This window comes from Pseudomonas sp. LBUM1645, assembly GCF_059716185.1.
Genome location: NZ_CP166811.1, coordinates 6,924,246 through 6,947,790 on the forward strand (window position 1 = coordinate 6,924,246; position 23,545 = coordinate 6,947,790).

The 23,545-nt window shown below is 54.9% G+C and carries 23 protein-coding genes; 4 read left to right on the forward strand and 19 right to left on the reverse strand.

All coding sequences use genetic code 11. The features are described 5' to 3' along the window. Positions 1–26 precede the first annotated feature (26 nt). From ACA079_RS31655 to ACA079_RS31665, 3 genes are all read left to right on the forward strand, one after another. Complete coding sequence (locus ACA079_RS31655; protein WP_008150125.1) at positions 27–956, forward strand: hydrogen peroxide-inducible genes activator; 930 nt, start codon at positions 27–29, stop codon at positions 954–956. A 9-nt stretch (positions 957–965) separates the two neighbouring features. Beyond that, entirely contained in the window at positions 966–3,041 is a 2,076-nt protein-coding gene (gene recG / locus ACA079_RS31660) for an ATP-dependent DNA helicase RecG (protein WP_497702064.1), read from the forward strand. Between the two features lie 78 nt (positions 3,042–3,119). After that, the gene (locus tag ACA079_RS31665) at positions 3,120–4,520 is read left to right on the forward strand and encodes an aminoacyl-tRNA deacylase and HDOD domain-containing protein (protein ID WP_497702065.1); all 1,401 of its coding nucleotides are present in this window, start codon (positions 3,120–3,122) and stop codon (positions 4,518–4,520) included. A gap of 95 nt (positions 4,521–4,615) precedes the next feature. Here the strand turns inward: ACA079_RS31665 and ACA079_RS31670 are convergent, their stop codons facing one another. The 12 genes from ACA079_RS31670 to ACA079_RS31725 all read right to left on the reverse strand — a co-directional run bounded on the left by ACA079_RS31670 (position 4,616) and on the right by ACA079_RS31725 (position 17,250). Further along, positions 4,616–5,977 carry a hypothetical protein gene (locus tag ACA079_RS31670; RefSeq protein ID WP_497702066.1) on the reverse strand — a complete coding sequence of 454 codons (1,362 nt, stop codon included), beginning with the start codon at positions 5,975–5,977 and terminating at the stop codon, positions 4,616–4,618. A 159-nt stretch (positions 5,978–6,136) separates the two neighbouring features. Beyond that, positions 6,137–6,523, reverse strand: coding sequence for a helicase (locus ACA079_RS31675; protein WP_497702067.1), 387 nt, complete (start codon positions 6,521–6,523; stop codon positions 6,137–6,139). A 170-nt stretch (positions 6,524–6,693) separates the two neighbouring features. Further along, complete coding sequence (locus tag ACA079_RS31680) at positions 6,694–7,857, reverse strand: hypothetical protein (RefSeq protein WP_497702068.1); 1,164 nt, start codon at positions 7,855–7,857, stop codon at positions 6,694–6,696. Continuing rightward, entirely contained in the window at positions 7,854–8,288 is a 435-nt protein-coding gene (locus tag ACA079_RS31685) for a hypothetical protein (RefSeq protein ID WP_497702069.1), read from the reverse strand. The genes ACA079_RS31680 and ACA079_RS31685 overlap by 4 nt, the downstream gene beginning before the upstream one ends. A gap of 53 nt (positions 8,289–8,341) precedes the next feature. After that, on the reverse strand, positions 8,342–8,824 hold the full coding sequence (locus tag ACA079_RS31690; protein ID WP_497702070.1) for a hypothetical protein: 483 nt from the start codon (positions 8,822–8,824) through the stop codon (positions 8,342–8,344). A gap of 23 nt (positions 8,825–8,847) precedes the next feature. After that, positions 8,848–9,270, reverse strand: a complete 423-nt coding sequence (locus ACA079_RS31695) for a hypothetical protein (protein WP_497702071.1) — start codon at positions 9,268–9,270, stop codon at positions 8,848–8,850. Positions 9,271–9,298: 28 nt separating this feature from the next. Beyond that, complete coding sequence (locus ACA079_RS31700; RefSeq protein WP_497702072.1) at positions 9,299–10,639, reverse strand: tetratricopeptide repeat protein; 1,341 nt, start codon at positions 10,637–10,639, stop codon at positions 9,299–9,301. A 54-nt stretch (positions 10,640–10,693) separates the two neighbouring features. After that, on the reverse strand, positions 10,694–13,129 hold the full coding sequence (locus ACA079_RS31705) for an alpha/beta hydrolase (protein ID WP_497702073.1): 2,436 nt from the start codon (positions 13,127–13,129) through the stop codon (positions 10,694–10,696). A 9-nt stretch (positions 13,130–13,138) separates the two neighbouring features. Then, positions 13,139–14,581: a TIGR01777 family oxidoreductase gene (locus ACA079_RS31710; RefSeq protein ID WP_497702074.1), complete on the reverse strand. Its 1,443-nt coding sequence runs from the start codon at positions 14,579–14,581 to the stop codon at positions 13,139–13,141. After that, on the reverse strand, positions 14,574–15,062 hold the full coding sequence (locus ACA079_RS31715; protein WP_497702075.1) for a cell division protein: 489 nt from the start codon (positions 15,060–15,062) through the stop codon (positions 14,574–14,576). Before ACA079_RS31715 ends, ACA079_RS31710 begins: the two co-directional genes overlap by 8 nt. Before the next feature lie 85 nt (positions 15,063–15,147). Further along, positions 15,148–15,939, reverse strand: a complete 792-nt coding sequence (locus ACA079_RS31720) for a hypothetical protein (protein WP_497702076.1) — start codon at positions 15,937–15,939, stop codon at positions 15,148–15,150. Positions 15,940–15,972: 33 nt separating this feature from the next. Then, positions 15,973–17,250, reverse strand: coding sequence for a hypothetical protein (locus ACA079_RS31725; RefSeq protein ID WP_497704403.1), 1,278 nt, complete (start codon positions 17,248–17,250; stop codon positions 15,973–15,975). 392 nt (positions 17,251–17,642) lie between these two features. Here ACA079_RS31725 and ACA079_RS31730 point away from each other — a divergent pair, with 392 nt between their 5' ends. After that, positions 17,643–18,026, forward strand: coding sequence for a DUF6124 family protein (locus ACA079_RS31730; RefSeq protein ID WP_497702077.1), 384 nt, complete (start codon positions 17,643–17,645; stop codon positions 18,024–18,026). 89 nt (positions 18,027–18,115) lie between these two features. On the opposite strand, the gene ACA079_RS31735 is transcribed toward ACA079_RS31730, so the two are convergent. From ACA079_RS31735 to ACA079_RS31765, 7 genes are all read right to left on the reverse strand, one after another. Then, a complete protein-coding gene (locus tag ACA079_RS31735; protein WP_497702078.1) occupies positions 18,116–18,640 on the reverse strand; it encodes a hypothetical protein in 525 nt (174 codons plus the stop codon). A gap of 146 nt (positions 18,641–18,786) precedes the next feature. Then, on the reverse strand, positions 18,787–19,647 hold the full coding sequence (locus ACA079_RS31740; protein WP_497702079.1) for a tetratricopeptide repeat protein: 861 nt from the start codon (positions 19,645–19,647) through the stop codon (positions 18,787–18,789). Between the two features lie 6 nt (positions 19,648–19,653). Further along, positions 19,654–20,472, reverse strand: coding sequence for a PoNe immunity protein domain-containing protein (locus ACA079_RS31745; protein WP_497702080.1), 819 nt, complete (start codon positions 20,470–20,472; stop codon positions 19,654–19,656). 44 nt (positions 20,473–20,516) lie between these two features. Then, the gene (locus ACA079_RS31750) at positions 20,517–21,305 is read right to left on the reverse strand and encodes a PoNe immunity protein domain-containing protein (protein WP_497702081.1); all 789 of its coding nucleotides are present in this window, start codon (positions 21,303–21,305) and stop codon (positions 20,517–20,519) included. Positions 21,306–21,541: 236 nt separating this feature from the next. Beyond that, complete coding sequence (locus tag ACA079_RS31755; protein ID WP_497702082.1) at positions 21,542–21,949, reverse strand: lysozyme inhibitor LprI family protein; 408 nt, start codon at positions 21,947–21,949, stop codon at positions 21,542–21,544. Positions 21,950–22,281: 332 nt separating this feature from the next. Beyond that, positions 22,282–22,788, reverse strand: coding sequence for a hypothetical protein (locus tag ACA079_RS31760; protein WP_497702083.1), 507 nt, complete (start codon positions 22,786–22,788; stop codon positions 22,282–22,284). Positions 22,789–23,094: 306 nt separating this feature from the next. Further along, on the reverse strand, positions 23,095–23,439 hold the full coding sequence (locus ACA079_RS31765) for a hypothetical protein (protein WP_497702084.1): 345 nt from the start codon (positions 23,437–23,439) through the stop codon (positions 23,095–23,097). Positions 23,440–23,545: the final 106 nt, after the last annotated feature.

Below are 23,545 nucleotides of genomic sequence, written 5' to 3' on the forward strand. Positions count from 1 at the left end.
GGCTCGCAACTTCATGGACGCTTGCTATGACTCTTACAGAATTACGCTACATCGTTACCCTCGCCCAAGAGCAGCACTTCGGCCACGCCGCCGAGCGTTGCCACGTCAGCCAGCCGACCCTGTCGGTGGGCGTGAAAAAGCTTGAAGACGAACTCGGTGTGCTGATTTTCGAGCGCAGCAAGAGTGCCGTGCGCCTGACCCCGGTCGGCGAAGGCATTGTCGCCCAGGCGCAGAAAGTCCTGGAACAGGCCCAAGGCATCCGCGAATTGGCCCAGGCCGGCAAAAACCAGCTGACCGCCCCGCTGAAAGTCGGCGCCATCTACACCGTCGGCCCGTACCTGTTTCCGCACCTGATTCCACAACTGCACCGGGTCGCCCCGCAGATGCCGTTGTACATCGAAGAAAACTTCACCCACGTGCTGCGCGACAAACTGCGCAACGGCGAGCTCGACGCGATCATCATCGCCCTGCCGTTCAACGAAGCCGACGTGCTGACCCTGCAACTCTACGACGAGCCGTTCTACGTCCTGATGCCGGCCCAGCACCCGTGGACCCAAAAAGAATCCATCGACGCCGCCCTGCTCAACGACAAGAGCCTGCTGCTGCTCGGCGAAGGCCACTGCTTCCGCGATCAAGTGCTGGAAGCCTGCCCGACCCTGGCCAAAGGCAACGACGGCGCCAAGCACACCACGGTGGAATCCAGCTCCCTGGAAACCATCCGCCACATGGTTGCGTCCGGCCTCGGCATCTCGATCCTGCCGCTGTCGGCAGTCGACAGCCATCACTACGCTCCCGGTGTGATCGAAGTGCGTCCACTCACGCCTCCGGTGCCGTTCCGCACCGTGGCCATCGCCTGGCGCGCGAGCTTCCCGCGGCCTAAGGCGATTGAAATCCTCGCTGACTCCATTCGCCTGTGCTCGGTGGCCAAGCCGCAAGCACCGGTGGTTGCGGCCTAAGTCGCTGCCATGACCGAGTTGTCGCAAGTGTCGGTGACCGCACTCAAGGGTGTCGGTGAAGCCATGGCCGAGAAATTGGCCAAGGTCGGCCTGGAGAATCTCCAGGACGTGCTTTTTCACCTGCCGTTGCGTTATCAGGACCGCACTCGCGTGGTCCCGATCGGCCATTTGCGACCCGGGCAAGACGCCGTGATCGAAGGCACCGTCAGCGGCGCCGACGTGGTCATGGGCCGCCGCCGTAGCCTGGTGGTTCGTCTGCAGGACGGCACCGGCGGGCTCAGCCTGCGCTTCTACCATTTCAGCAACGCCCAGAAAGAAGGTCTCAAACGCGGTACGCGCATTCGCTGCTACGGCGAAGCACGGCCCGGCGCGTCGGGGCTGGAAATCTACCACCCGGAATATCGCGCCATCACCGGCGACGAACCGCCGCCGGTGGACGAAACCCTGACCCCGGTTTACCCGCTCACCGAAGGCCTGACTCAACAGCGTTTGCGCCAACTGTGCATGCAGACCTTGACGATGCTTGGCCCTACCAGCCTGCCCGACTGGCTGCCGACCGAACTGGCGCGGGACTATCAACTGGCGCCGCTGGCCGATGCGATCCGCTACCTGCACCACCCGCCCGCCGATGCCGACGTCGACGAACTCGCCCTTGGTCATCACTGGGCGCAACACCGCCTGGCCTTCGAAGAGCTGCTGACGCATCAACTGTCCCAGCAGCGCCTGCGCGAGAGCATGCGCTCCCTGCGCGCGCCGGCAATGCCGAAAGCCACCCGGCTTCCGGCCCAGTATCTGGCCAACCTTGGCTTCACTCCGACCGGCGCTCAGCAACGGGTCGGCAACGAAATCGCCTACGACCTCAGTCAGCACGAGCCCATGTTGCGGTTGATTCAGGGCGACGTCGGCGCGGGTAAAACCGTGGTCGCCGCTCTCGCCGCACTTCAGGCCTTGGAGGCCGGTTATCAAGTCGCACTGATGGCGCCCACCGAAATCCTCGCCGAGCAGCATTTCATCACTTTCAAGCGCTGGCTCGAACCGCTGGGCATCGAAGTCGCTTGGCTGGCCGGCAAGCTCAAAGGCAAGAACCGCGCGGCCGCACTGGAGCAGATCGCCAACGGCGCACCGATGGTGGTTGGCACTCACGCATTGTTCCAGGACGAAGTGCAGTTCAAGAACCTCGCGCTAGCGATCATCGACGAACAGCACCGCTTCGGCGTGCAGCAACGCCTGGCGTTGCGGCAGAAAGGTGTCGGCGGGCGGATGTGTCCGCACCAGCTGATCATGACCGCGACACCGATTCCCCGGACACTGGCCATGAGCGCCTACGCCGACCTCGACACCTCGATCCTCGACGAACTGCCGCCCGGCCGGACCCCGGTGAACACTGTATTGGTCACCGATACACGGCGGGTGGAAGTCATCGAGCGCGTACGCGGCGCCTGCGCCGAAGGGCGTCAGGCCTATTGGGTGTGCACGCTGATTGAAGAGTCGGAAGAGCTGACCTGCCAAGCCGCCGAAACCACCTACGAAGACCTCACCGCCGCCCTCGGCGAGCTGAAGGTCGGGCTGATCCACGGCCGCATGAAACCCGTCGAGAAAGCCGCGGTCATGGCCGAATTCAAGGCCGGCAACCTGCAACTGCTGGTCGCCACCACGGTGATTGAAGTCGGCGTCGACGTGCCCAACGCCAGCCTGATGATCATCGAAAACCCCGAACGCCTCGGGCTCGCGCAATTACACCAGTTGCGCGGTCGTGTGGGTCGAGGCAGCGCCGCCAGCCATTGCGTGCTGCTCTACCATCCACCGCTGTCACAGATCGGTCGTCAGCGCCTGGGCATCATGCGCGAAACCAACGACGGGTTTGTCATCGCCGAAAAAGACCTCGAGCTGCGCGGCCCCGGCGAAATGCTCGGTACGCGCCAGACCGGCCTGCTGCAATTCAAGGTCGCTGACCTGATGCGCGACGCCGATCTGTTGCCTGCCGTGCGCGACGCCGCCCAGGCGCTGCTGGAACGCTGGCCGGATCACGTCAGCCCGCTGCTCGACCGCTGGCTACGTCATGGGCAGCAATACGGCCAAGTGTGAGCACCGTCGCAGTTTCTAAACCATCGTCTTGAGCAAGCTGGTTATACTCCTGCAATTGTTTAAAACCGGATACAGACCATGACCGAAGTTGCCCTCGCACCCGCCTCCCCGCACGCTCCGTCGGTTATTCGGCTGATGCTGGGCAAACTGGGTATTGCCTACGAAGAAGTCCTCGACCATCACGGCCTGAACGCCGCACGCAAAGTGCAGGCTGTTCTGCTTGATGACGCCGTGGGCACGCTCATGGTGCTGTTCCCGCAGAGCCAATTGCTGGACCTCAATAGCCTCGCCGAACTGACGGGCCGCCGCCTTACCGCTGTGTCGACCGAACGCCTGGTAAAAATGCTCGGCAAACACAACCTGAGCCTGTTGCCCGGTATGCCGGCGCTCACCAGTTCACCGTGCCTGTATGAAGAAAGCCTGCTGCGCGAGCCGAAGTTGCTGATCAACTCGGGCGAGCCGGGCGTGTTGCTGGAAGTCTCCAGCGAAGACTTCAAGACCATGCTGACCAAGGCCAGCGCCGCCAACTTCGGCGAGGCCCTGACCAGCATTCGCCCGAACCTCGACCGCCCCCACGATGACCGCGAGGAAATCACCCAGGCCGTTCAAGCGTTCACCGCGCGGCGCATCCAGCAACGCCTGGAAGAGACCATCGAAATTCCGCCGTTGGCCGAGACCGCGCAGAAAATCATCAAACTGCGCGTCGACCCCAACGCCACCATCGACGACATCACCGGCGTCGTCGAAACCGACCCGGCCCTGGCCGCACAAGTCGTGAGCTGGGCGGCGTCGCCGTACTACGCCTCGCCGGGCAAGATTCGTTCAGTAGAAGACGCCATCGTGCGGGTGCTGGGCTTCGACCTGGTGATCAACCTGGCGCTGGGCCTGGCCCTGGGCAAAACCCTGAGCCTGCCAAAAGACCACCCGCAACACACCACGCCGTACTGGCAGCAATCGATCTACACCGCCGCCGTCATCGAAGGCCTGACCCGCGCCATGCCGCGCGCCCAGCGCCCGGAAGCCGGCCTGACCTACCTCGCCGGCCTGCTGCACAACTTCGGTTACTTGCTGCTGGCGCACGTGTTTCCACCGCACTTCTCGCTGATCTGCCGCCACCTGGAGGTCAACCCGCACCTGTGCCACAGCTATGTCGAGCAACACTTGCTGGGCATCAGCCGTGAACAGATCGGCTCGTGGCTGATGCGCTACTGGGACATGCCCGAAGAGCTGGCCACTGCGCTGCGCTTCCAGCACGACCCGGGCTACGACGGCGATTACGCCGAGTACCCAAACCTCGTGTGTCTGGCTGTGCGCTTGCTGCGCAGTCGTGGGATTGGGTCTGGGCCAGATGAAGACATCCCGGATGCCTTGCTGGAACGCGTCGGCCTGACCCGCGACAAGGCTAACGACGTCGTTAGCAAAGTCCTCGAAGCCGAAGTCCTGCTGCGCGAACTGGCTTCGCAATTCACCCAGGTCTAAAAGCTTCGCGGGCAAGCCTCGCTCCCACAGGATTTAGGTGATCCTGTGGGAGCGGGCTTGCCCGCGATGAATCCAACCCGGTCTAACTGAACAACTCACGCAAGATAGCGCAAAACCCAACCGCCAATTAAGCCGGGCCAAGGTTCAGCATCCACCCAGTAGTCGCCACACAATACGATCCGACCATCGCCCATGACTGTCATTTCCTGAGTCGCCGTAAACAAGCCCTCTTCCAGGAAAACGTTATAGCCATCACCGTCGTTAAAATCCGCATCCAGCGAACCATCAGGAAGATATCGCGCAGTCACGGCACAGAGATCTTTACTCACAAAGCCGTTACCACCATTCCCGCTGACGATGAATGCTCCATTCGCCTGCAAGACGCATTTAACCCAACTGAGTCCCTGAGGCAACATATTGGAGAACAATGGCTGCCCTTCATTGAAGACAAGGTTGAAAGAGCCGCCAGAATTTAGAACAACAATCAGCCCTGTGTTTTGCCTATCCTCCCGGAATGCTTCGCCCACTGCGACAATTCTGCCATCGCTCTCATTGACCTTAATTGCACGAAGCTCAGTCCAGCGCATATTGGCAGGAGACAAAATCAATGGCCGGCCGCGATTAAACTCAGGATCGACTCGTCCCTGCGCGTCAAAACGCGCCACAAAGGCACTCACCGGATCGGTTGACAGTTCGCTTTTGAAATGGCCGCACACCAATACTCGGCCGTTCGCCTGAACTGCAACAGCTTGGGCGGTCATGAATTCAGTTGTGATACCTCCCAGATCGATGTACGCAAAGCCTGTCCCATTAAAACTCTTGTCGGGAGAACCATCGGCATTTAGTCGAAGCACAGCCTCTCCAGAATTACCCGAATCATCCCGGTGGTATTTGGCCAGAATGATTTTTCCATCGGGATCCTCAGCCAAAGAAGCAACTGCACCACTCATCATGGCCCTGGGGGCTTGCTCAGCGTTATTTTCACCATGCCGATGAGCTTGAATACCCTTGGCATCCGACCACTCGGAATCGCTCCCAGCGTTGTGGGGTAAAAGCAGTACGCCGCCCTCCCCGAAGTTATCTGCCAGTTTGCCATCTCTGCGTTGACGCAAGACCAACATGCCTCCCGGATACTGACCGCTGATCAGCCATCCGCCGTCGGCCAATGGAGTGAAGCCACGTATCATCTCCATTTCATGATCGGGCAAAATCACGTTAACAACCCCTTCAACGCCAAACTGATCATCAGGGGTCCCATCTGCATTCAGCTTTGCCACCGAGACAAGAATCTTGGCCGTCTGGGGCTGAATGACCACAAGTAACTTATTGTCGGGTAACGCCAGGACAGCACTTGCAAGTTTTCCGGAAGCACCGGGGATTGGCAGCTTGAGCACTCCCTTCTCGCCAAAGCTTGGGTCAAGAGTGCCTGGTCGCGCCGATGATTGAATCTGAGTCATGGCCTTGCTCCACTGATAGTGATGAATCTGTTTCGGATTCGAACTTCAGTGAAGCAGTTAACCCCAACGCTCAGCACCTGTAAGAAATGACAGTTCTACTGTCTTTTCAGGCCAAAGCGATGGCCCTTTAAGCCTTAACGTCAGCGGACATCAATTTGATCAGCGAGTGGTCGCAGGCTTCTTCCTCGGCTTCAAATACTTGGTCAACCCCTGAAACCAGATCACCAGCGCCGGGTTGCCCTTGATCTGAATCGACTTGTCCTGAATCCCCGTCATAAACGCCAGCTGCTTGTTCTTCGCCTGCATCGTGGCAAAGCCATATGCCGCATCTTTAAAGGCAATCGCAAACGCCGGCTCGGTATACACACCGGACTTGCTGGTAATTCGCTGATCCTTCACAAAGAAATGCCGCGCCACTTTCCCGTCCAGGGTCTGTAGCTGAAACACCAATTCCTTGTCACCCAACTGCTGTTGAAATGCAGGATTAGTCCGACTGGCCTTACCCATCAACAAACCCAGCATCCACAGAAGAAAACGAAATTTCATGCGCACAGCCTCAATAGGAAAATGAACGGCCGGCGCAGTGTAGCGGCTTCGGGGGATAACGACATCATTGGGTTGTGTTAGCAGAAGATGATGCGCTTTTTGACGCCAATGACTGCCAAGTCACGCTAATTGTCTGACAAAAAGCGCCCGTATAACTGCCTTCGTGATCCTCACCTGACATCACATCCCAGCGCATCTTCAGCGTCACAGGGCAGCTTATTAAACAGTGCGGGTAACCCATCCTTGATTATTTGCGTACAGGTCAGGTTGATCTCCTTCCCGTCACCCGCTCTTTTAGTCACCGTAACGCCGGCGCCGACTCGCGGCTTTCCTTCATCGTCTTCATCCGCATTGCGAACAATGCTGTAGTTATAGGGACCACTGGCGAATGCGACTCTCACGTAATCAGCGCGGTACCGGACATAGTGATTGATCGTGAACTTCTCCAAAGATGAAGCCATGCCTGATGGATAGGCCAGTTCAATCTTGCCCTCGCGACCAAAGCGATACTGCAAACCCGTGATGTCCCCGGCAGTATCACGTGCCGCGCACAGCGCCAGGGTTTTTCCACTTTTCACTTCACATTGAAATACGGCTTGGTCGCTGGTATCGCAAAGAAGCGGTAGCGGCCCGGCAATTCCCACAGGAAAAGGCGCCGACCGGGCCTGGGAAGAGGTTGAGCAATTGGAATCACACGCTAGCTTCAACAACTCAGGTGCATCAGTGCCCTCAAACAGATAGGTCGCAGAGCCATTTCGTTGCCCGTCGCTGTACACCGGGACGCTGACCGCCAAAGAACCTGCGGCCGAAGACGCCGGGACTTGATCCGCAATCGTTACCGCGCTTGCTTCAACGTCCTTGCAAAGGGTATCGGTGGCCGATTCCAAGAGCCCCTGCCCCGCATGAGCGCCCAACTTCGCTCTGACAGGTCGGCAGTCATAGCCATGCCAGTAGGGGCCCACTTGCATAGAGATATTTAATGAAAAAATATAGATATGATTCAGGACGACTTCTTTACCGTCATAGCTGAAGACCACCCAACGGCGAGATTTTGCGGCAGAGTAATTTTCACTTTCCAGAATGTACTGGCTGCCGGAGCGATACAGCGCGTTCGTAAACATGGCGCCTGTATATTCTGGCGCGTCGAACAGTTTCTTTCCTGAGCGGGCATCCAAAATATAGCCCTCTTCATTCAAGGCAACTGAACAACTGCCTGGGGCTTTGCCGTAATACTCACAGAACGTTGCTTGTGGAAAAGACAACTCTGCGGCGCCAGCGCCAAAGCTCAATATCGCCATCAAGAAAATTGAAATCTTTAAGGTAAATTGCTTCACCACCGGCAACCCTTTTCAGGAGAGGACTCGATCAACGGGTAATGCTCAAACCCAAAGCGTTTCTTGCTTTTGTAACTGGTGTACGACATGCCGTAAATCAGCGCCCCTTGACGGACCATGACATATTCACCCGTGACTGCGCCCCCCACGACTTCGACCCACGTGGTGGTGAATTGAAAAGGTCGGCCCTCGGACATTTCTTCTTGCTCGGTACTTTTGTAGACCAACGGGATCGACTCTTTGGACGCTGCATACTTGACCGCCGCCCCGCTCCACTTGGCTGCCTGATCGTGGTAGGTCCTGAACTCAAACTTTATGTCCTTGCCTTCTTGGGATCGAAAACAGGAAATTCTCGTTTCCACTTCGCTGTGAGCGAATGCGGGGAAGGCCAGCAACATCGGCATCAATAACTTTTTCAAAAATGTTTTCACTTGGTCAGGCCCTGATTTAGAGATCGCAGGGTTCTGAGATGAACCCTCATCGTTTATTCGTCCTTGATTTTCAACAGCCGAAAATCGTTGTTCACAAATTCGTAATAGCGAACCCGGTCGCGGCTCTTCAGGCGTTTACCCTTCAGGTCTTTTTCGGTGTCGGCGGTGATGCCGGAGACGATGATCAAGTTGCTGTCAGGCTGGTAAGACAGGTCCAGAAAGTCGCCGTCATAGGCATTTGGCAATCCCGTCACGACCTCTCCCGTCTGCACGTCCAGCACCTCGACACACAACGCGCTGCCGCCACAACCCACCTTATGCAGAACGTAGTGCCCGGCAAAACTGACCTTGCCGGCGAGGGCCTGCGCTCGCGCGTCATCCATCCATTGGCTGCTGTTTTCCTGCGGCGCCAGGGCGTGGTTTGGACCGGCAAACACTTCGGTAACGTTGAAGTCCATGAAGGATGGATCGGCGGCGAAAGACAAAGAGGCCGCGCCCGCCAGGACGCAGCCCAATAAAATCGAAAGTCCTTTCATGCTGTATCTCCTGAGCAAACCGATTACTCCCATTGGCAACCCTTCTCCAAAGAGACTTCGGTACCTGAACTAAAAAACCCGTACTCCTTGCCGTTCGACTTCTTCGTGTAGCTCATCGAAACGATCATCCCGCCCTGGCTCACCATTTCGTATTCACCGGTCACCTTTCCATCAAGCACTTCCGACCATGTTCTTGTGAGCTGCCATGGCCTCTGCGGGCTCACTTCTTCAGATTGGCTATCGGTTAAAACCAAAGGAATCGGCACACCGGATGACGCGTATTTAACAAAGCCACCCTGCCACTTGTTCGTAGTGTCGTAGTAGGTCCGAAGCTCGAACTTCACCGGGCTCCCCTCACCCAGCTCAAAACAAAGATTCTCCGACACAACCTCGCAGTGAGCCGTCAACGGCAGCATGCCAATCAATAACAGCAACAGTCTTTTCACTTCAAATCCTTTGAAATAAGCCCGGTAGTCAAATAGAGAAATCCTGCACTTCGTCCAGTACCCAGCAGCCATCAAAACTGAACCGGTAAATGACTTGATAATCCGTGTCAGGCTTTTGCAGTTTCACCGTCGCCGACGTGTCGCTCTTGTCCATGATCTGCAAGGTCAGCCCCTGCCTTTCACGGTGATTCGCATTGGGGACAAGGGGGAACACCATTTCAGTAATATCCAAAAGGGTGGTCAGTTGCGCCGGCTCAGGCTCGGCGTCCACCAAGGTCAGCTTTTTCAGCGGGACGCGGGTGAATGCCTTTTGAATGGCCGGACTCTCGACGTAGTCGGCTAAAAACAGGGTGAAATCCGGCGATGGGCACGACAACGCCTTGACCTCAGCGCTACGGTCACGAGACAAGCACACGTTGAGGGCGTCAACCTTGATGCCTTTCGCGATCAAAAAGTCGGCATTGGTGCGCGCGAGTTTGAGGCCCTTGTTCGCCGCGGTCAGATAACAGGCCAGTGCCCGTTGCGGATCGTGAATGCCCAACGATCCATCTGCATAGGCGATGCCGAGTCGATTGAGCGCAATCAGCGACCGCTGGGTGGCGGACGTTTCCAACGCGGCCAGGGATCGTTCCGGGTCGGCGCAGGGGCGCACTTCGTCGTAGCGGCCTTCGTCACAGTAGAAGTCTGCGAGAGCCAGACTGGCGAGTGCCGAGGTCGTCGAGGCGAAGGTCAAAAGCTGAAGGATTTTGGGGTTGTCCAGACGCGTGGCCTTCCCTGTAAGACTCAGCATTGCCGCCGAAAAAGCGGCCGTTGCTGAACCCTGGTCAGCACTGTCCAAATAGCTGGCCAACGCAGAAATGAATAGTTGGGATGAAGCGGGAGACGGCGCCCGCATACCCAGCACTTGGTAGAGCCCTCCTCTATTCAGCGCGCGCGCACCCGGCGAGGCGCGCAATTCACCCTGCCCGGCAGCCATTACGTTCTCCAGCGACCAGTCTTCAACGCGAACCAGTTGCCAACAGTCGGTGCGTTTGAAGGTGAAGCGTTTGAGTACCAGGCCTTTGTGATCACGAACGAATACTGTGTCGGGCATCTGAATGTGTACATCAAGGTCGGACTTGGCGACGTAATCCGGAGCGAGCACCGCCAACGCACCAGGGTCCAGCGTCATCAATTGCCGCTCGACTGTTCGCGGAATCGACCCAGTAGGCACCAACGTCTGCTCGATCACCGGTGAGGCAATAAAACCTGGCTGCAATGTGGCATCAGCCGAGAACGCTTTGACGAAATCGGCAAAATTATCACCAGGGCACTGCACCGCACCCGTCTCAGCCGCGAAGGCACCGAACGACATCACCAGCGCCAACAACGCCAGACACCCACGCTTCAAACCCGCCACAAGAGAATTCCTTTTCATCAAAAACTACTTCACCAACGTCAATTCACCATCGCGATACAGCACCTCACACCCCAGCCACGCCACATCGACTTGAGGCAGCACCGCCGAAGGTTTGCGCAATTCCCGCAACAAGGTCGAGCCGTGGGACAAGCGCCCGCCCATCCGCGCGATCACTGCCCGGGCGCTTTGGTAATGCGCGTGGCGGCCAGGGTCGAGTGTGTCTTCGAGCAAAATGTCGTCGCCCAGAATGCCTTGCACCTGCCCCGGATAAATCATGAAACCCGTCGCCTGCTCGGTGCCTTCGCGGCCGTCCTGCCAGAAGCTGCCGTCGCGGGTTCGAATGTCTGGATGCGGTGCAAACCAATGCGCTCGGTCGGCCATCGGCATGGCGTGGTGCAGGCGGAAGAACACCCGCATCAGGTTGTCGCGGTACCACTCGCGCACTTGCAGGTAGTAACCGCGCAGGCCCGGCAGGCCGGTCGAATGGGCCACACGGATAAGCCCCGACCATTGGGGGAAGGCCTGTAACGGCAGATCAGTTGGGGCCGGGCGTGACGTGGCTGGATCGGTTTCCCAAGGCAGTCGATGCGGGCTGTTTTCAAGGTCGTCATAAGCCGTCGGTGGCCGGCCCAGCAGGTCGCCGCCGCTGCTGGCCAGTGAGGTAGCGATACACAAGTTGCCTTGCACCACGAACACATAAAACCGAGTGAACCAGTCGGCCAGTTGTTGGCCGTCGGCGCCTTGGGCGATCAACTCGGACAGTTCTTCGTCGAAGCGGCGCAAGCGCTTTTCCAACGTCAGCAAATGCCCGCGCGCGATGCGTTGCATGCGCAGGAACAATGGCAGCGAACGGATTAGACGCAGCGGGCGCCAAGGCAGATGCGGTGTCGCGCCGCCGACCTCACCGGCGTAGCTGCTGGCGGAGATTCCCCAGTCGGCCAATCGGGCGAGAAACAGATCATTGTTGATGTACGACGCGCCGCCGAACACGGCAGTGAACGGCTCGTTGTCCTGCAGCACCCGTGAATCCCAACGCGCCATGATCGCCGGAATACTCGCCGTTGCACGCCGCTGGGCGTACTCCACCAAGCGGCTCGGTTGTGGCGGCAGGATCTCGGCGATGTTGGCGGCCGTCAGGTGACGACGCCAGCCGTAATCGCTGATCGGCCGGTATTGCAGCAGCCACAGTTGTGTACCGTCCCAGGCCCATTCAACGTCGCCGGGCACGTAGTGAAAAACCCGCAAAACGTTTTGTAGAAAGCGCCACAGCAGGTCGGCGGTCAAACCAAGTGAAGGCTTGAACGTGTCGCTGCTCCAGGAGGCGCCGAGGCGGGAAATGATTGCACGCTCGGGACTCACCTGACCATCGGCCAACGATTCGAGATGCCCTTCCACCCATTCCAGTTCCACCGACAGGTGACGCACGAAAGCGATGCCGGACAGCTGCGGTGTGATGAAGCGCTGCACCACCACTTCTTCAACACCCGCCGCGCTCAACTCGGCAATACGCGCCGGCACGTTGTGCGTTGGTTCACGCAGGAATGTGGTGCTCAAACCGGCATTCGCCGCATCGGCCTGATCCTCACCATAGCTGGAGGAACGCACCGCCCACGTGGCGCCCGGTTGACTGGCGAGAAACGCCGACAAACGCGGATCGTGGCAATCGTTGAGTGACAGCGCTGGCGGCACCGCTTGCCCGGCCAACTCGGCCAGACGCAACCGACCACCCTTGGTGTGAGCGACGAATCCGCGCTCGCCCGACTCCAGCCACCCGGCGAATTCGGCCGGCGAGTCGATCCACGGGTAATGCCCCCAACCGGTTTTCAAGCAGATGCTCAGATCAGCACGGGCCAGAATCGCCGACCACGCGGCAGCCTGCGCGATGCCCAGCACGTTGTCCTGATCGCCCCAGACCAGCTCGACCGGATCGGTGATCCACTCCAGCAATGGCAACGCAGTGTCGGCGCGCACCAGGTCCCAGTGAGGCACAAACGCGCGGCAGCGTGCATACCCGGCGCCCATGCGCTGGTACTGCGCGGGTGTCCAGGTCTGGTTGGAAAACTTGTGCGCAAACAACGCGGGCTTGTTCGACAGCAGCCAGTGAATGGTCTTGCGAATGGGCAGCGGCGACATCAACGCCGGCAGCCGTCGCTGCCACAGAAAGGCCCCCACCGGCGCCAACAAAACACTGCGGCAAAAGTGCCCCGGCTGATGTTGCAGCGCATGCAACACCAGCAACGCATTCACCCCGACCGCCATGATCGCGCTGCCTTTGACGGTCGCCGTCAGCAATGCCTGGGCGTAAGCGCTGAGGTCTTCGCACGGGGCTTGAGGATTGTTGCCGAAGCCTGGCAATTCCAGCGGCACCACCTGATAGCGCTGAAAGTGCGGCAACGCGTCGTCCCACCAATCGGCGGCGCCACCGTTGCCGGCCAGCAGGTACATCAGGGGCTTGCTCATGGGCAGTCCTCAGGCCAGATCGCGCAGGGCAGCGTCGAGGGTCGGGTAACGGAACGTATAACCCGCCTCGGTCAAACGGCTGGGCACCACGCGCTGACCGTCGAAGAACAACTGCGCCATTTCGCCGGCCAGTGCGCGTACCGGTGTGGCTGGGATGTGGAACCACACCGGGCGCTTCAAGGCTTTGCCGACACGCTCGGCGAACACCGCCTGACTGACCGCGTCCGGCGCCACCAGGTTGTAGGTGCCGCTCAGACTGTCGTCGTTGAAGGCGCGGGCGATCACTTGAATCACATCGTCGCGGTGCACCCAACTCATGATCTGTTGGCCGTCGCCCATGCGCCCGCCGAACCCCAGGCGAAACGGAATCAGCAACGGCAACAACGCGCCGCCCGGGCCGAACACCACACCCAAACGCAGCACCACCTGACGCACACCCAACTCGGTGGCCGGTTGCGCAGCGGCTTCCCACTTGGCGCACAACTCAGCCATGAATCCGTCGCCCTTGCTGGCGCGTTCATCAAGGCTTTCGCTGGCATCGCGCACGCCGTAAAAACCGATGGCCGAGGCCTGAATCCACAGCGCCGGTTTATGCTTGGCGTTCTTCAGCCAAGTCATCAGCGCCTCGGTAGTATTGACCCGACTGGCGATCAGTTGCGCCTGACGCTTGGCACTCCAGCGCGGCCCAGCCACCGGTGCGCCGGCGAGGTTGATCACCACATCAAACGTTTCGTTGTAGCCGAGTTTGCTCAGGGAGCGCAGGCAACGAGCGCGACCATCAAACAGGTACGCCGCTTTCAGCGGATCACGAGCCAGCACGCTGACGGTGTGGCCGGCGTCGAGCAACTGATTGACCAACACTTCACCGATAAACCCGGTGCCGCCGGTCACCAGCACGCGTTTATAGGCGCCGCCCGCGAACGGGTTCGCCGGTTTGCCTTCGCGCTGCATGCGCAACGCCGCCAACCCGTCGCGAATCCCCGAGGCCGTCACGCCAACAGCGAACAGCGTCAGCAACCAGCCGCGCCAGCCGAAATCGATCGCGCTCAGGCCCGTCGGCAAGCTCGCCCACTGCGCCAGTTGCGTGCCGTACAACGCGAAAAACGCCCCGCCGTTCACCGCCAACACGGTGTGCATGATGCGCTCGATGGCCGGCAGTTTGCGGCTGCGATCCTCGACCACGAAGTCCCACAGCGTCAGGCCGATCTCCAGCGCGAACAGCAGCGCAATCACAATCGCCCACGTGCCCTGAAACGCCAGATGCGCCATGCCCAAAAACAGAATCCCGTAGAAACACGAACGCAGCGCGTGAATCGACAACTCCAGCCGCGCGCTGTGCCGATAGGGCAACGCGACGGTGAGTTCGTGGTGATAGAGGGTATCCAGCGCCCCGAGAATGGCCTGGGCAATCAGCAGCGCGACCGCCCAATCCAGGAGAGAAAAATCAGACATGGTTGGCGTCACTCGGCGTGTTGTTTGACGGGTTTGCGCGACGGTCGTGGCGGTAGAGCCAGAACAGCGGCGGCAGCAAGGTGAGCAGTGCGAAGCTGTCGAACCACAGGTGTGACCAGACGCGAGCCTGGGCGGAGATCCACATGTCTTGCGGCGCCCAGAGCACGATGCCGGCGATTAACCAGCCCCACGCCATGGGACTTCTCAGTCGATGGCCGATGCGCACGAGGGCGAGCATGTAGAGGGAATAGCTTTGCAGCGTGGCGCCGAATAAGGCGAGCCACCAGACTTGTTGGGCACGGGCGGCGACGGGTACGGCGTCGGTTGCCCAGAAGGCTTGTTCGATGGTTTGTAGGTAGCCGTCGAGCAGGCCCGAATGGCCGGCCCAGGTCAGCGCGAGGCTGACGAGCAGATGCACCAGGGCGGCGGCGTACAGCCAAACCACCAGCGCAGAGCGAAGGGTGTTTAAGGGGACTGGCATTCCGTGTCCTGAGGTCTTCCTTGAGGGGGGCAAGTCTAAAGGAAATCGGGGACAGATTTATTTATTAATGGCAGTGGCGACCCTACTAATACTCAATGTTGAGCGACTTCGCCGGCACCCAGCCTACCGTCTTGACCTTGCCGACAAACGTCACCTGAAAGTACAAACCCTCATCGTTTCGAACGTAGTCATCCAGCGTTACGCTGTCGCCGCGTACCAGATAGGCTTTCCTCTGAGTAAAAACCGCTTCATCGGTCTTGTTCAGCAAGTAAACCTTGGCATCGACGATCGTCGCGTCAACCGGCTGACCCGTTGCTTCGCTGATGATGTCGGGCAGTGCGCAAGCGTCTTCACCCTCACACATTTGCTGCTTGCCGAGACGCTCTGCAAACCACTCGCGCTTCTCGCAAGGGAAGTAATCCTTGCTATCAAAACATAAGGTATCGGTGTAATTCGTGGGTCCGTCCTTGTAGTAGCTGATGATTTGATTATTGGTAAATTCCGGGTTGGTGATGGTCTTGACGGCGGAAGGCTTGAAACGGTTCTGCTGCGGATCAAAGACGAACAGCGAAAAGCTTTCATTCACCTCGTTCTCGGCATATTTGATAGCCATGACGCACAGCCCTGAATCAGCGTCCGAACCGAAATAAGCGGCAAGCGCCTCGGTTTGCTCATCGGCATTCAGGCTGTAGCTTTCACCGTTCTGCGCAATGACGCTGATGACGTCATTTTTCAGCTGCAACGTGCTTTGATCGCCAATGCACGGCCCCACTACTTTCTGCTCGCCCTGCGGTTCTACGGTCACGCGTTGAAAATCGGCAGCACTCGCCATCGTGATAAAGCAGCCTGCCAGCAACACCAGAATTAAGTTTTTCATCTGTTTTACGGCACCCGTTCTATGAAGTATCGATCAGCAGCCACCGGCATCGCCGCATTGCACCCAACCCCGAATGGATTTGCCCTTCGGAGTTTTGAACAAGATCTTGACCCAACCCGACTCAACCCCTTCCTGCAACACCGAATCGCCCTGGATCAAATACATCTTCGTCACGTCGGCTAAAATCGGTGAACTGTAGATAGAGGTTTTCTTGTTGATCGTGAGCGTTACCTTGTCCCCCGCGGCCCAATGTTTATAAGCGGCGGAATTAAGCTTGGCGACGATGTCATCGGCGGTTTTGTAGGGGAACGTGTAGACCAACTCCTCCGACTCGACATCGCGCGCAATATCGCCGCCATTGCCGAAATAGTTCGACAGTCGCTCATCCCGCACATAACCCTTCGCCGTAGGGGAATACGCATGAACGGTGTAGTACTCGCCCAGATAATTAACGCCCGTATAGGCTCTGATTCCGACGGCATGAATGATGAACAGCATCGGCGCGGTATCGGGTTTGGCCTGGGCTAGGAAAGCCGCTTGCACGCGCCCGGTGGCGGCCAAAAAGGGCAGCCCGCCGATATTCGTCTTTTTACCGTCGGCGCAATTTACAAAATCGACGTCGATGGCCTTTTCGTCGGGGTCTTGGGATTCGTCTACGGGTAGTTTGGTGTAGTTGAAAACGATAGTACCTGAGTCGGTGTTCAACGCTGGCGAGGCTTCACTTTTTGGGGGTTTACAGGTGATTCGGGCGAGGAGTTTTTTCAGGTTTGATTTCTCATCTTCATAAAAAGAATTGCACTGAGAAACCACCACTAAGCCCTTTGTTGTTTCTGCTTGAAGCGTGTTGCAGATTAATCCAGCCCCTTCAGTTCCCCCAGGTCCTGGGAAAATCACGTCTTTCATGTCCAATAGCGTCCAGCCTCGCTGCTGCATTACAGCTTTTGCTGTCGGCGCGGCGTCCGAATAATCCATGATTGAGTCAGCGTTGGGCAGTTCTATCAGCTTGTTGTAACGCTGGGCACTATCCGTCCCGATGACCGCCAAAATAGCCTGCAGGTTTTTCCCGGTCAGAATGAAGGTGGGGAGATTGTCGAGGTTGGTGTCGTAGTCAGGTTGGTTGCGCGGCATAAGCTTGAGTATGTCCACGCCCCCTTCCTGAACGCAGCTTGCGACCTTCAGTTCTGTTTGAGGCACGTCGAACGGGCAAGGTTGATCCTCAGCGAACGCATCCGCTCCACCCAGCAGCACGCCCAGCACAACACTGGCCATCAGCGCCGTCGGGTGGCCGCTTCTCTTCAAAAAACAATCCATGTCAATCACTCAAAAACCTTCGTTTAACCTGCTCAGGTGTGGTGTTTAAAAATACCTGTTCATCCGCTGACACTGACTTCGACATCCTCGGACATTTCCTTCAATACGCGGGGGTGTTCGTGAACTAGGCGTGATTTGAGTTCACCTATAACCTCTGTTCGTCACCGCAAATATGGTGACTCGGACGTGCAAGTCCGAATCCAGGTGCGCAATTGCTTATGGCTATTCGTCGAGCGTTTTCCTATGCTCACGGGTCGTTATGGCGGCTGTGCGTCGGAGGCCTTCGGGTCTGCCGGTTCCTGGATCGGTCTTGCACACCAACGCACAGCTGCCACCTCTTTCGAAGTGCAAAGCGAAACGGTGTCAGTCTCTTAATTCCAGGAGATACATCTATGATCAAGCCAACACCTAATCCGCCAGAAGACTCAGCCACATCCCCCTACGAATCCTTCGATTCCAAAAAGCTTCACGAAGCCGCCGAACGCGCCCTCGACCATCACTTCGCGCCACCTCCTGACGAAAAACAAAAACGTCGCAAAGGCTACCTCTTCATCGTAGCTCCCGACCTCCACACCGAAACCCTTTTGGCCAACGCCTCAGAAGACCTGCTATCCATCAGCGCCATCGCCGCCGACCTGGCCGACGGTGTGGAAGGCTCACGTCGATCAGTCGCATTAGCACTCAGCAGGATGGCGGACGGCGTACATCTGTTAGTGGAACGAGCGCTGGATCACATTGATTCGCCGAATCCGGCGGAGCATCGGGCGAAGGTGTAGCAACTTCGCGAATAGAGAACGGGGGCTTCGCGCCCCCTTTCTTGCTGATACGAAATGGCGTCGCAGCTTAATACGATCAACCTGTGAAATTAATATCCTGCTGCACAGCTTCCATCCTGAAGATCTGGCTTCCGGTTTCTACCCTTTGACTGATACCACGCAGCAAGCGAGTCGCTTGCACAAAAGGCGTTTTTCTCAGAATCGAAATAAAACGCCACACTGTGGTTCACCATCGCGCCCCGGTTGGCCAGGTAAACCTCCAACTCGTACAAAACATCCGGCAACGCAGTTTTCCGCTCGTTCCTCAGCGTTGGCGGGCCTTTAAACTTACAAGGCACATTCACAAACACCTCGCGCAGAAGACCACCCTGAAAGGTAAAAATCGAACAATTGCCTATCGCGTCGTCAAACGCCGCCGCCCCGATAACACTCCCCTTCCAACTCACCGAACCGTTTGGTATCAGGCGGAGTTCCTGCGCCGACATATGATTTTCCTCTTCGATGGCGGCGATCATGGCGGCGGGCAATGAAGGCTCTACTTTCAAATTGGAAGGCGCGGCATTAGCGGACAATGCAAATGTAGAAATGAATGCAAAGAAAATAATAAATCGCATGTGGTCGCTGCCTTTTTCAAAACTAAAACAATGGAATTGTTTTCCACACCTGACACACGACAATAGATACGTGTAACAGGCAGGTTCTTTTCACTCGTTACTCTCCAAAGTATAGCCAGTTGATAACCGCGACATATAAACCTTTCTTAATTCAACCGTTCATCAACCCGCTTTGGTAGTTTACTCGCAGCCCCTTTTTTCAGCATGGCCTCTCGATAGGCTACATAAAACGATCTAGCCTGATCTTGCTTACCCAACGCCCAAAGCGAGTCAGCAACATTAAGCTTCAACGGTACTCTATCGGGAGCCAAACTTAATAACCGATTATAAATCTGCATCGCTAACAGATGTTGACCGCCCTGTGCAAAATAGAACCCTATATCATTATATTCAGAGATACTCTTTTCGGGCGGGTAGCATGCCATATAAGAAGACACTCCCATAAAAATCAGATCCATTAATGAGTTAGAACGAAACTCATTTGAGGACAAACCGGAAACTTCCTTGACTAACTGCTTCGGCGGCATGCCTTCTATAGAAAAATCAAAAACCTCTCCTGTTGTAACTTTCCACTTATCACCCACCCAGGCTCCGTCACACTGGGACACCGAACCAACGTCCTTAACACAACCACTTTCCAAGGCCACGGCCTCACAGTGTGCTTGCTCGGAATTGACAGCATTACCCTGCCCGTCGATTACATCACCGAAAACAGTTCGATATACCAGCAAGAATTTTTTATCAGGGGAAACTGACTCCGCATCGGAGAAAATTACCGTCCCTATACCTGAAGACTCTTGCTGTCTCGGAAGGTCGTATATTCTAAATGCACCATTTGGCCCTTTATACTCTATATCAGTCCAACCACCATGCTGGTGCCAGCTTTTGAATTGCAGCAAACTCCCATTGGCGCCAGTAATATCCAGCGGGAGCGGATCTTCATCAGCATGACAAGGATGGGCGAACAATAAAAATAGCAATGCAATGGCGTGATATTTATTAAACATTTAATACTACCTTTCCGGCGTCAATACGTTCGTTTGCACGACTGTCGATCCAGTATAATTTCTAGCATATTCAACCAAGTCCTTCGGATAAACCATATGATCTATTTTGCTATCATCAATCCCATAAAGAAATGCAATAGCACCTGCTTCAAAGGCCCAATACCCAAAGTAGCTACCATCATCACCATCAATACTTAAATGCGAGTCATGCCAGCTCGCCTGGAGTTCACCAAAAGATTCATACCACTGACAGCAATATTCATTCAAAAGCTTAGATGCCTCGGCCTTGCTAGAGGCATAAACCGATCTGATCAGCTTCGTATATACTGGATGAAACCATTCATCTATATCAGTCCTTCCTGCTAAGTTTTTACGTAGCAAATCTTCGTACAGCGTATCCTCACTATTAAAACCCGCCGCATCTGTCAAATGTACAAATCTGGCCAAAAGATCATTTCGATGCAACAGGATGCACAGGCTGGCCACCTGAACAAACGCCTCAAAATCGGCTGGAGAGTCTTCAAGATCTAGTGGCGATATATTCGGCACACCCTCATACTCAGCCAAGGCCTTTTGATACACCTCGAAATTTCGCACGACTCTTTCAAGCGGTTCATACAGCTCTGAAATAGATTCACCAGCTGTATATTTGATTATCAAAGCGCCGAGAGAATCCTGTTTAACCTCAAAGGCTTTCAAAGAAGCCTCCTGACCCGGAAAATCTTCCTCCATTCTGTGAGAAGCCCAATAAACTTCTGAAGCGTCATAAAATTCGACAAGGGTTTTGTAATATCTTTGCGTAATGAACAGCTGTCTTCTTTTCATTTTTTGTAGGCATCCAGCCCGTTTTCTTGCAAGAAATACCAACCTCAACAAGGGACGTTCGTTAAGTTGGTCGTCATAAAGTTTCGTGCATAGTCGACCAAATCCTTAGGGTAGACTATGTGCATGATTGCGCTGTCATCAATATCATACAGATATGCTATGGCTCCAGCCTCAAGTGCCCAATAGCCAACATAACTCCCCTTGTCACCCATCAGATGAGTATCGTGCCACGGTGCCTGTTCAAAGGAGGAATACCAGTTCCTGCAATACTCTTCGAGCAGTGCCGAAGCCTCTTCTCCATCCTCCTCATAGATGGCATGAACCAGAGAAGTATAGGTCTCGTGGTTCCATTCATCCACGTCGCGACGATTGGGAAGAACTTTACTCAGCAAATCCTCATAAAGCGTATCGTCGCCGGCATAACCTGCCTTATCAAACAACGCAACGAAGTGAACTACTAAATCTATTCTATGAAGCAATATGCATAGACTGACGACCTGAACACATTCCTCATATTCGTAAAGCAGGCCTAGATCAAGCGGGGGAATATTGGGTGAATTTTCATAAGCCGCGAGGGCTTTTTGGACTTCCTGATATTGCTCGACAAGCTTCTGCAAAAGAGGAGCCAGACTGTCAATCGCGTCCCCAGCCGTGTAACGAATCAATATTTCATCCAGGGCAAGCTCTTGAAAATACCTAGCCCTGAGAGATTTTTCCTGTTCAGGCGAGTCAGCCTCAAACAGATGTTCCTTTGCGAACTCAAGATCATGCTCTTTGGCTTTAAAATAATTTGAAAGCCTTTCGTCACTCAAAAATTGTTGTCGTTTGCTCATGACTACCAAACCTTTTACCAAGACTTTCAAGGTGCAATGTTTCAGTACCAGATGAAAGAGGACGAATTATTTTATTAGTAAGGGGCTACCCAAATAAATAAATCCGCCCCCTATCCGAATACAAACTGTCTAGTTCTGAAATAGGTTTACACCTGCTTCAGGACTAGACACAGCTAAATCAACCTCATAAATAAATCTGTCCCCTTTTCCTCTTTTCGCGTCCCTACTCATAGCAATTAACGCCCAGGTATTATCCTGTCTAAATATTTCGCACGTTCCAAACTCATTCTTGCAACGCACTTGTCCAACTCCGCGATATACGCGGGTTTATCCCACTCATTCTCAAACCCTTCGAGCGGGCAATTCGTATCGCGTAATTTTATCCAAGCACGTTGCGAATCCTTTAATTTCGTCAAGAACGCTTTCTGCATTTCAGGCTGAGATTGATACTGAAAAATATATCGCGACTCAGCTCTGCCGATTAGCGCCTTATAGCTATCATTAAGTTTCGTATCAGCCTCCTTCTTTGCGAGGCCTGCACATATAGAGACCTGTTGACTTGCGGTACTTTCATTACAGTCAACCTGCGCATAAGCCATTGAGGAAAGGAAAAGCCCCGCCCAAATTAGAAAGTATTTATTCATGCGCACCAAAACCAAAGAAAAGGAGAAAGATCTATTTATCAATAGATAACGGATAAAGCCATCCCATAAATGAATCTGCCCCCCTTTTGCTCCAATATACCCACGCAATATATATCAAACATTCAATGCCCCTTTAATTTGCTATATCTATCCGCAGGATCCGTCACTCCATGATGGCCCGGACCATAAATTTAAAATAGTGACCGATTAATTTATTGGCAGTAAAATCCACCTAAAATCCGTCCTTATCGTACTGCAGGCGAAACGTAATCGCAGTGAGAAGGACGGATTACACAGGCAAAAACAAATCCGTTTTACTGCTTATCTACCATTTACTTCGCACCGGGCTCGACGTAATAAGTTTCAGCGTGTTTAAGGAGCGACAAGAAACTCTTCCTTACCTCATTCGTGTCCTTTTCCTCACCGCATGTATCTACAAAAAACACGTGACTTTTTCCTGCTTCAAATGATGTGGTAAAGCAAACCGCACTCAAAAAATAAACGCCCTCTACGCCAGACCAATTACTACCAGAATATGTCCTTGCCTTTGCCAAAGGATGCGAACCAGTCCCAACCTTCAAGCCATCATTCTCTTGCACATAATATCCAGATATTGCATCCACCAAAGTCATATCTTCGCAACCGATCTGGATATTCCGCACCCTACCGTCTTTATATTTGTATTTAATAATGGTCTCACCTTCACCTGTATCCTCAGTTGAAAAACCCGAGGAATCACTTGCCTTCATTCCACAACCATCGGCTTCAACAATTAGCTTTTCGCCAGCGTGTGCCAGAAAAAATGAGGAAAGCAAATACAAAGCTACGATTTTAATCACTATTTTTCCTTCTTTTTCTTACTTTCCCCTATTCACGGTTACCCGTTTAAAGGCTTAATTTTTTTGAACGCAGCTTTAATATCTTCGATAGTAGGATCTGCTGAGTTGGAGGATCTAGGCACACATGCAGACAACGTTGCTGTCGAGCGCCCCACACCAACAAGACCGTAAAAGCAACTTAACTGTAGGCCAGACTTCAAGATGGAAAACCTATTCTGTGCCTTCTTAATATCTTCCTCTGAATCCCATAGAGTAAATGGTGACATAGTCACTCGGAGGACAGTTGTACCAAACGCAATGGAATGATCAAAATCCACCCCCCCCCGCCTCCGAAACTTGTTCGATGGCTCCATCCACAGAGTAACTATATATATAATTACCTTTCTCATTAAATCGCCCCGATTCCTTTAATGCACTTTCAAAAAGAATTGGCCGTATAATAAAACCGTTCTCCTCCACAAGAATTGCCGGACTTAACCCCACTAGAGAAATCAATTCCCCATAGCAAACATTGTTTTCAGCTTTCACAACCAGCTTAAACCCAGGTATTTCTGGCATCAATGCACCACATTCTTCTAACGACTCTGCATGAGCAACAGCAGAGGCCAGAACAGACGTAATAAGCAACAGCCAAAAGTTATATAATTTCATCAAAACACCCTCTTATGAAATGCACTTGGCGGAGCGGTTACAAGTTCAGACAACACATAGTAATGGACGAAAAGTGGACGACTCTATTTATTAATACCAACAGAGG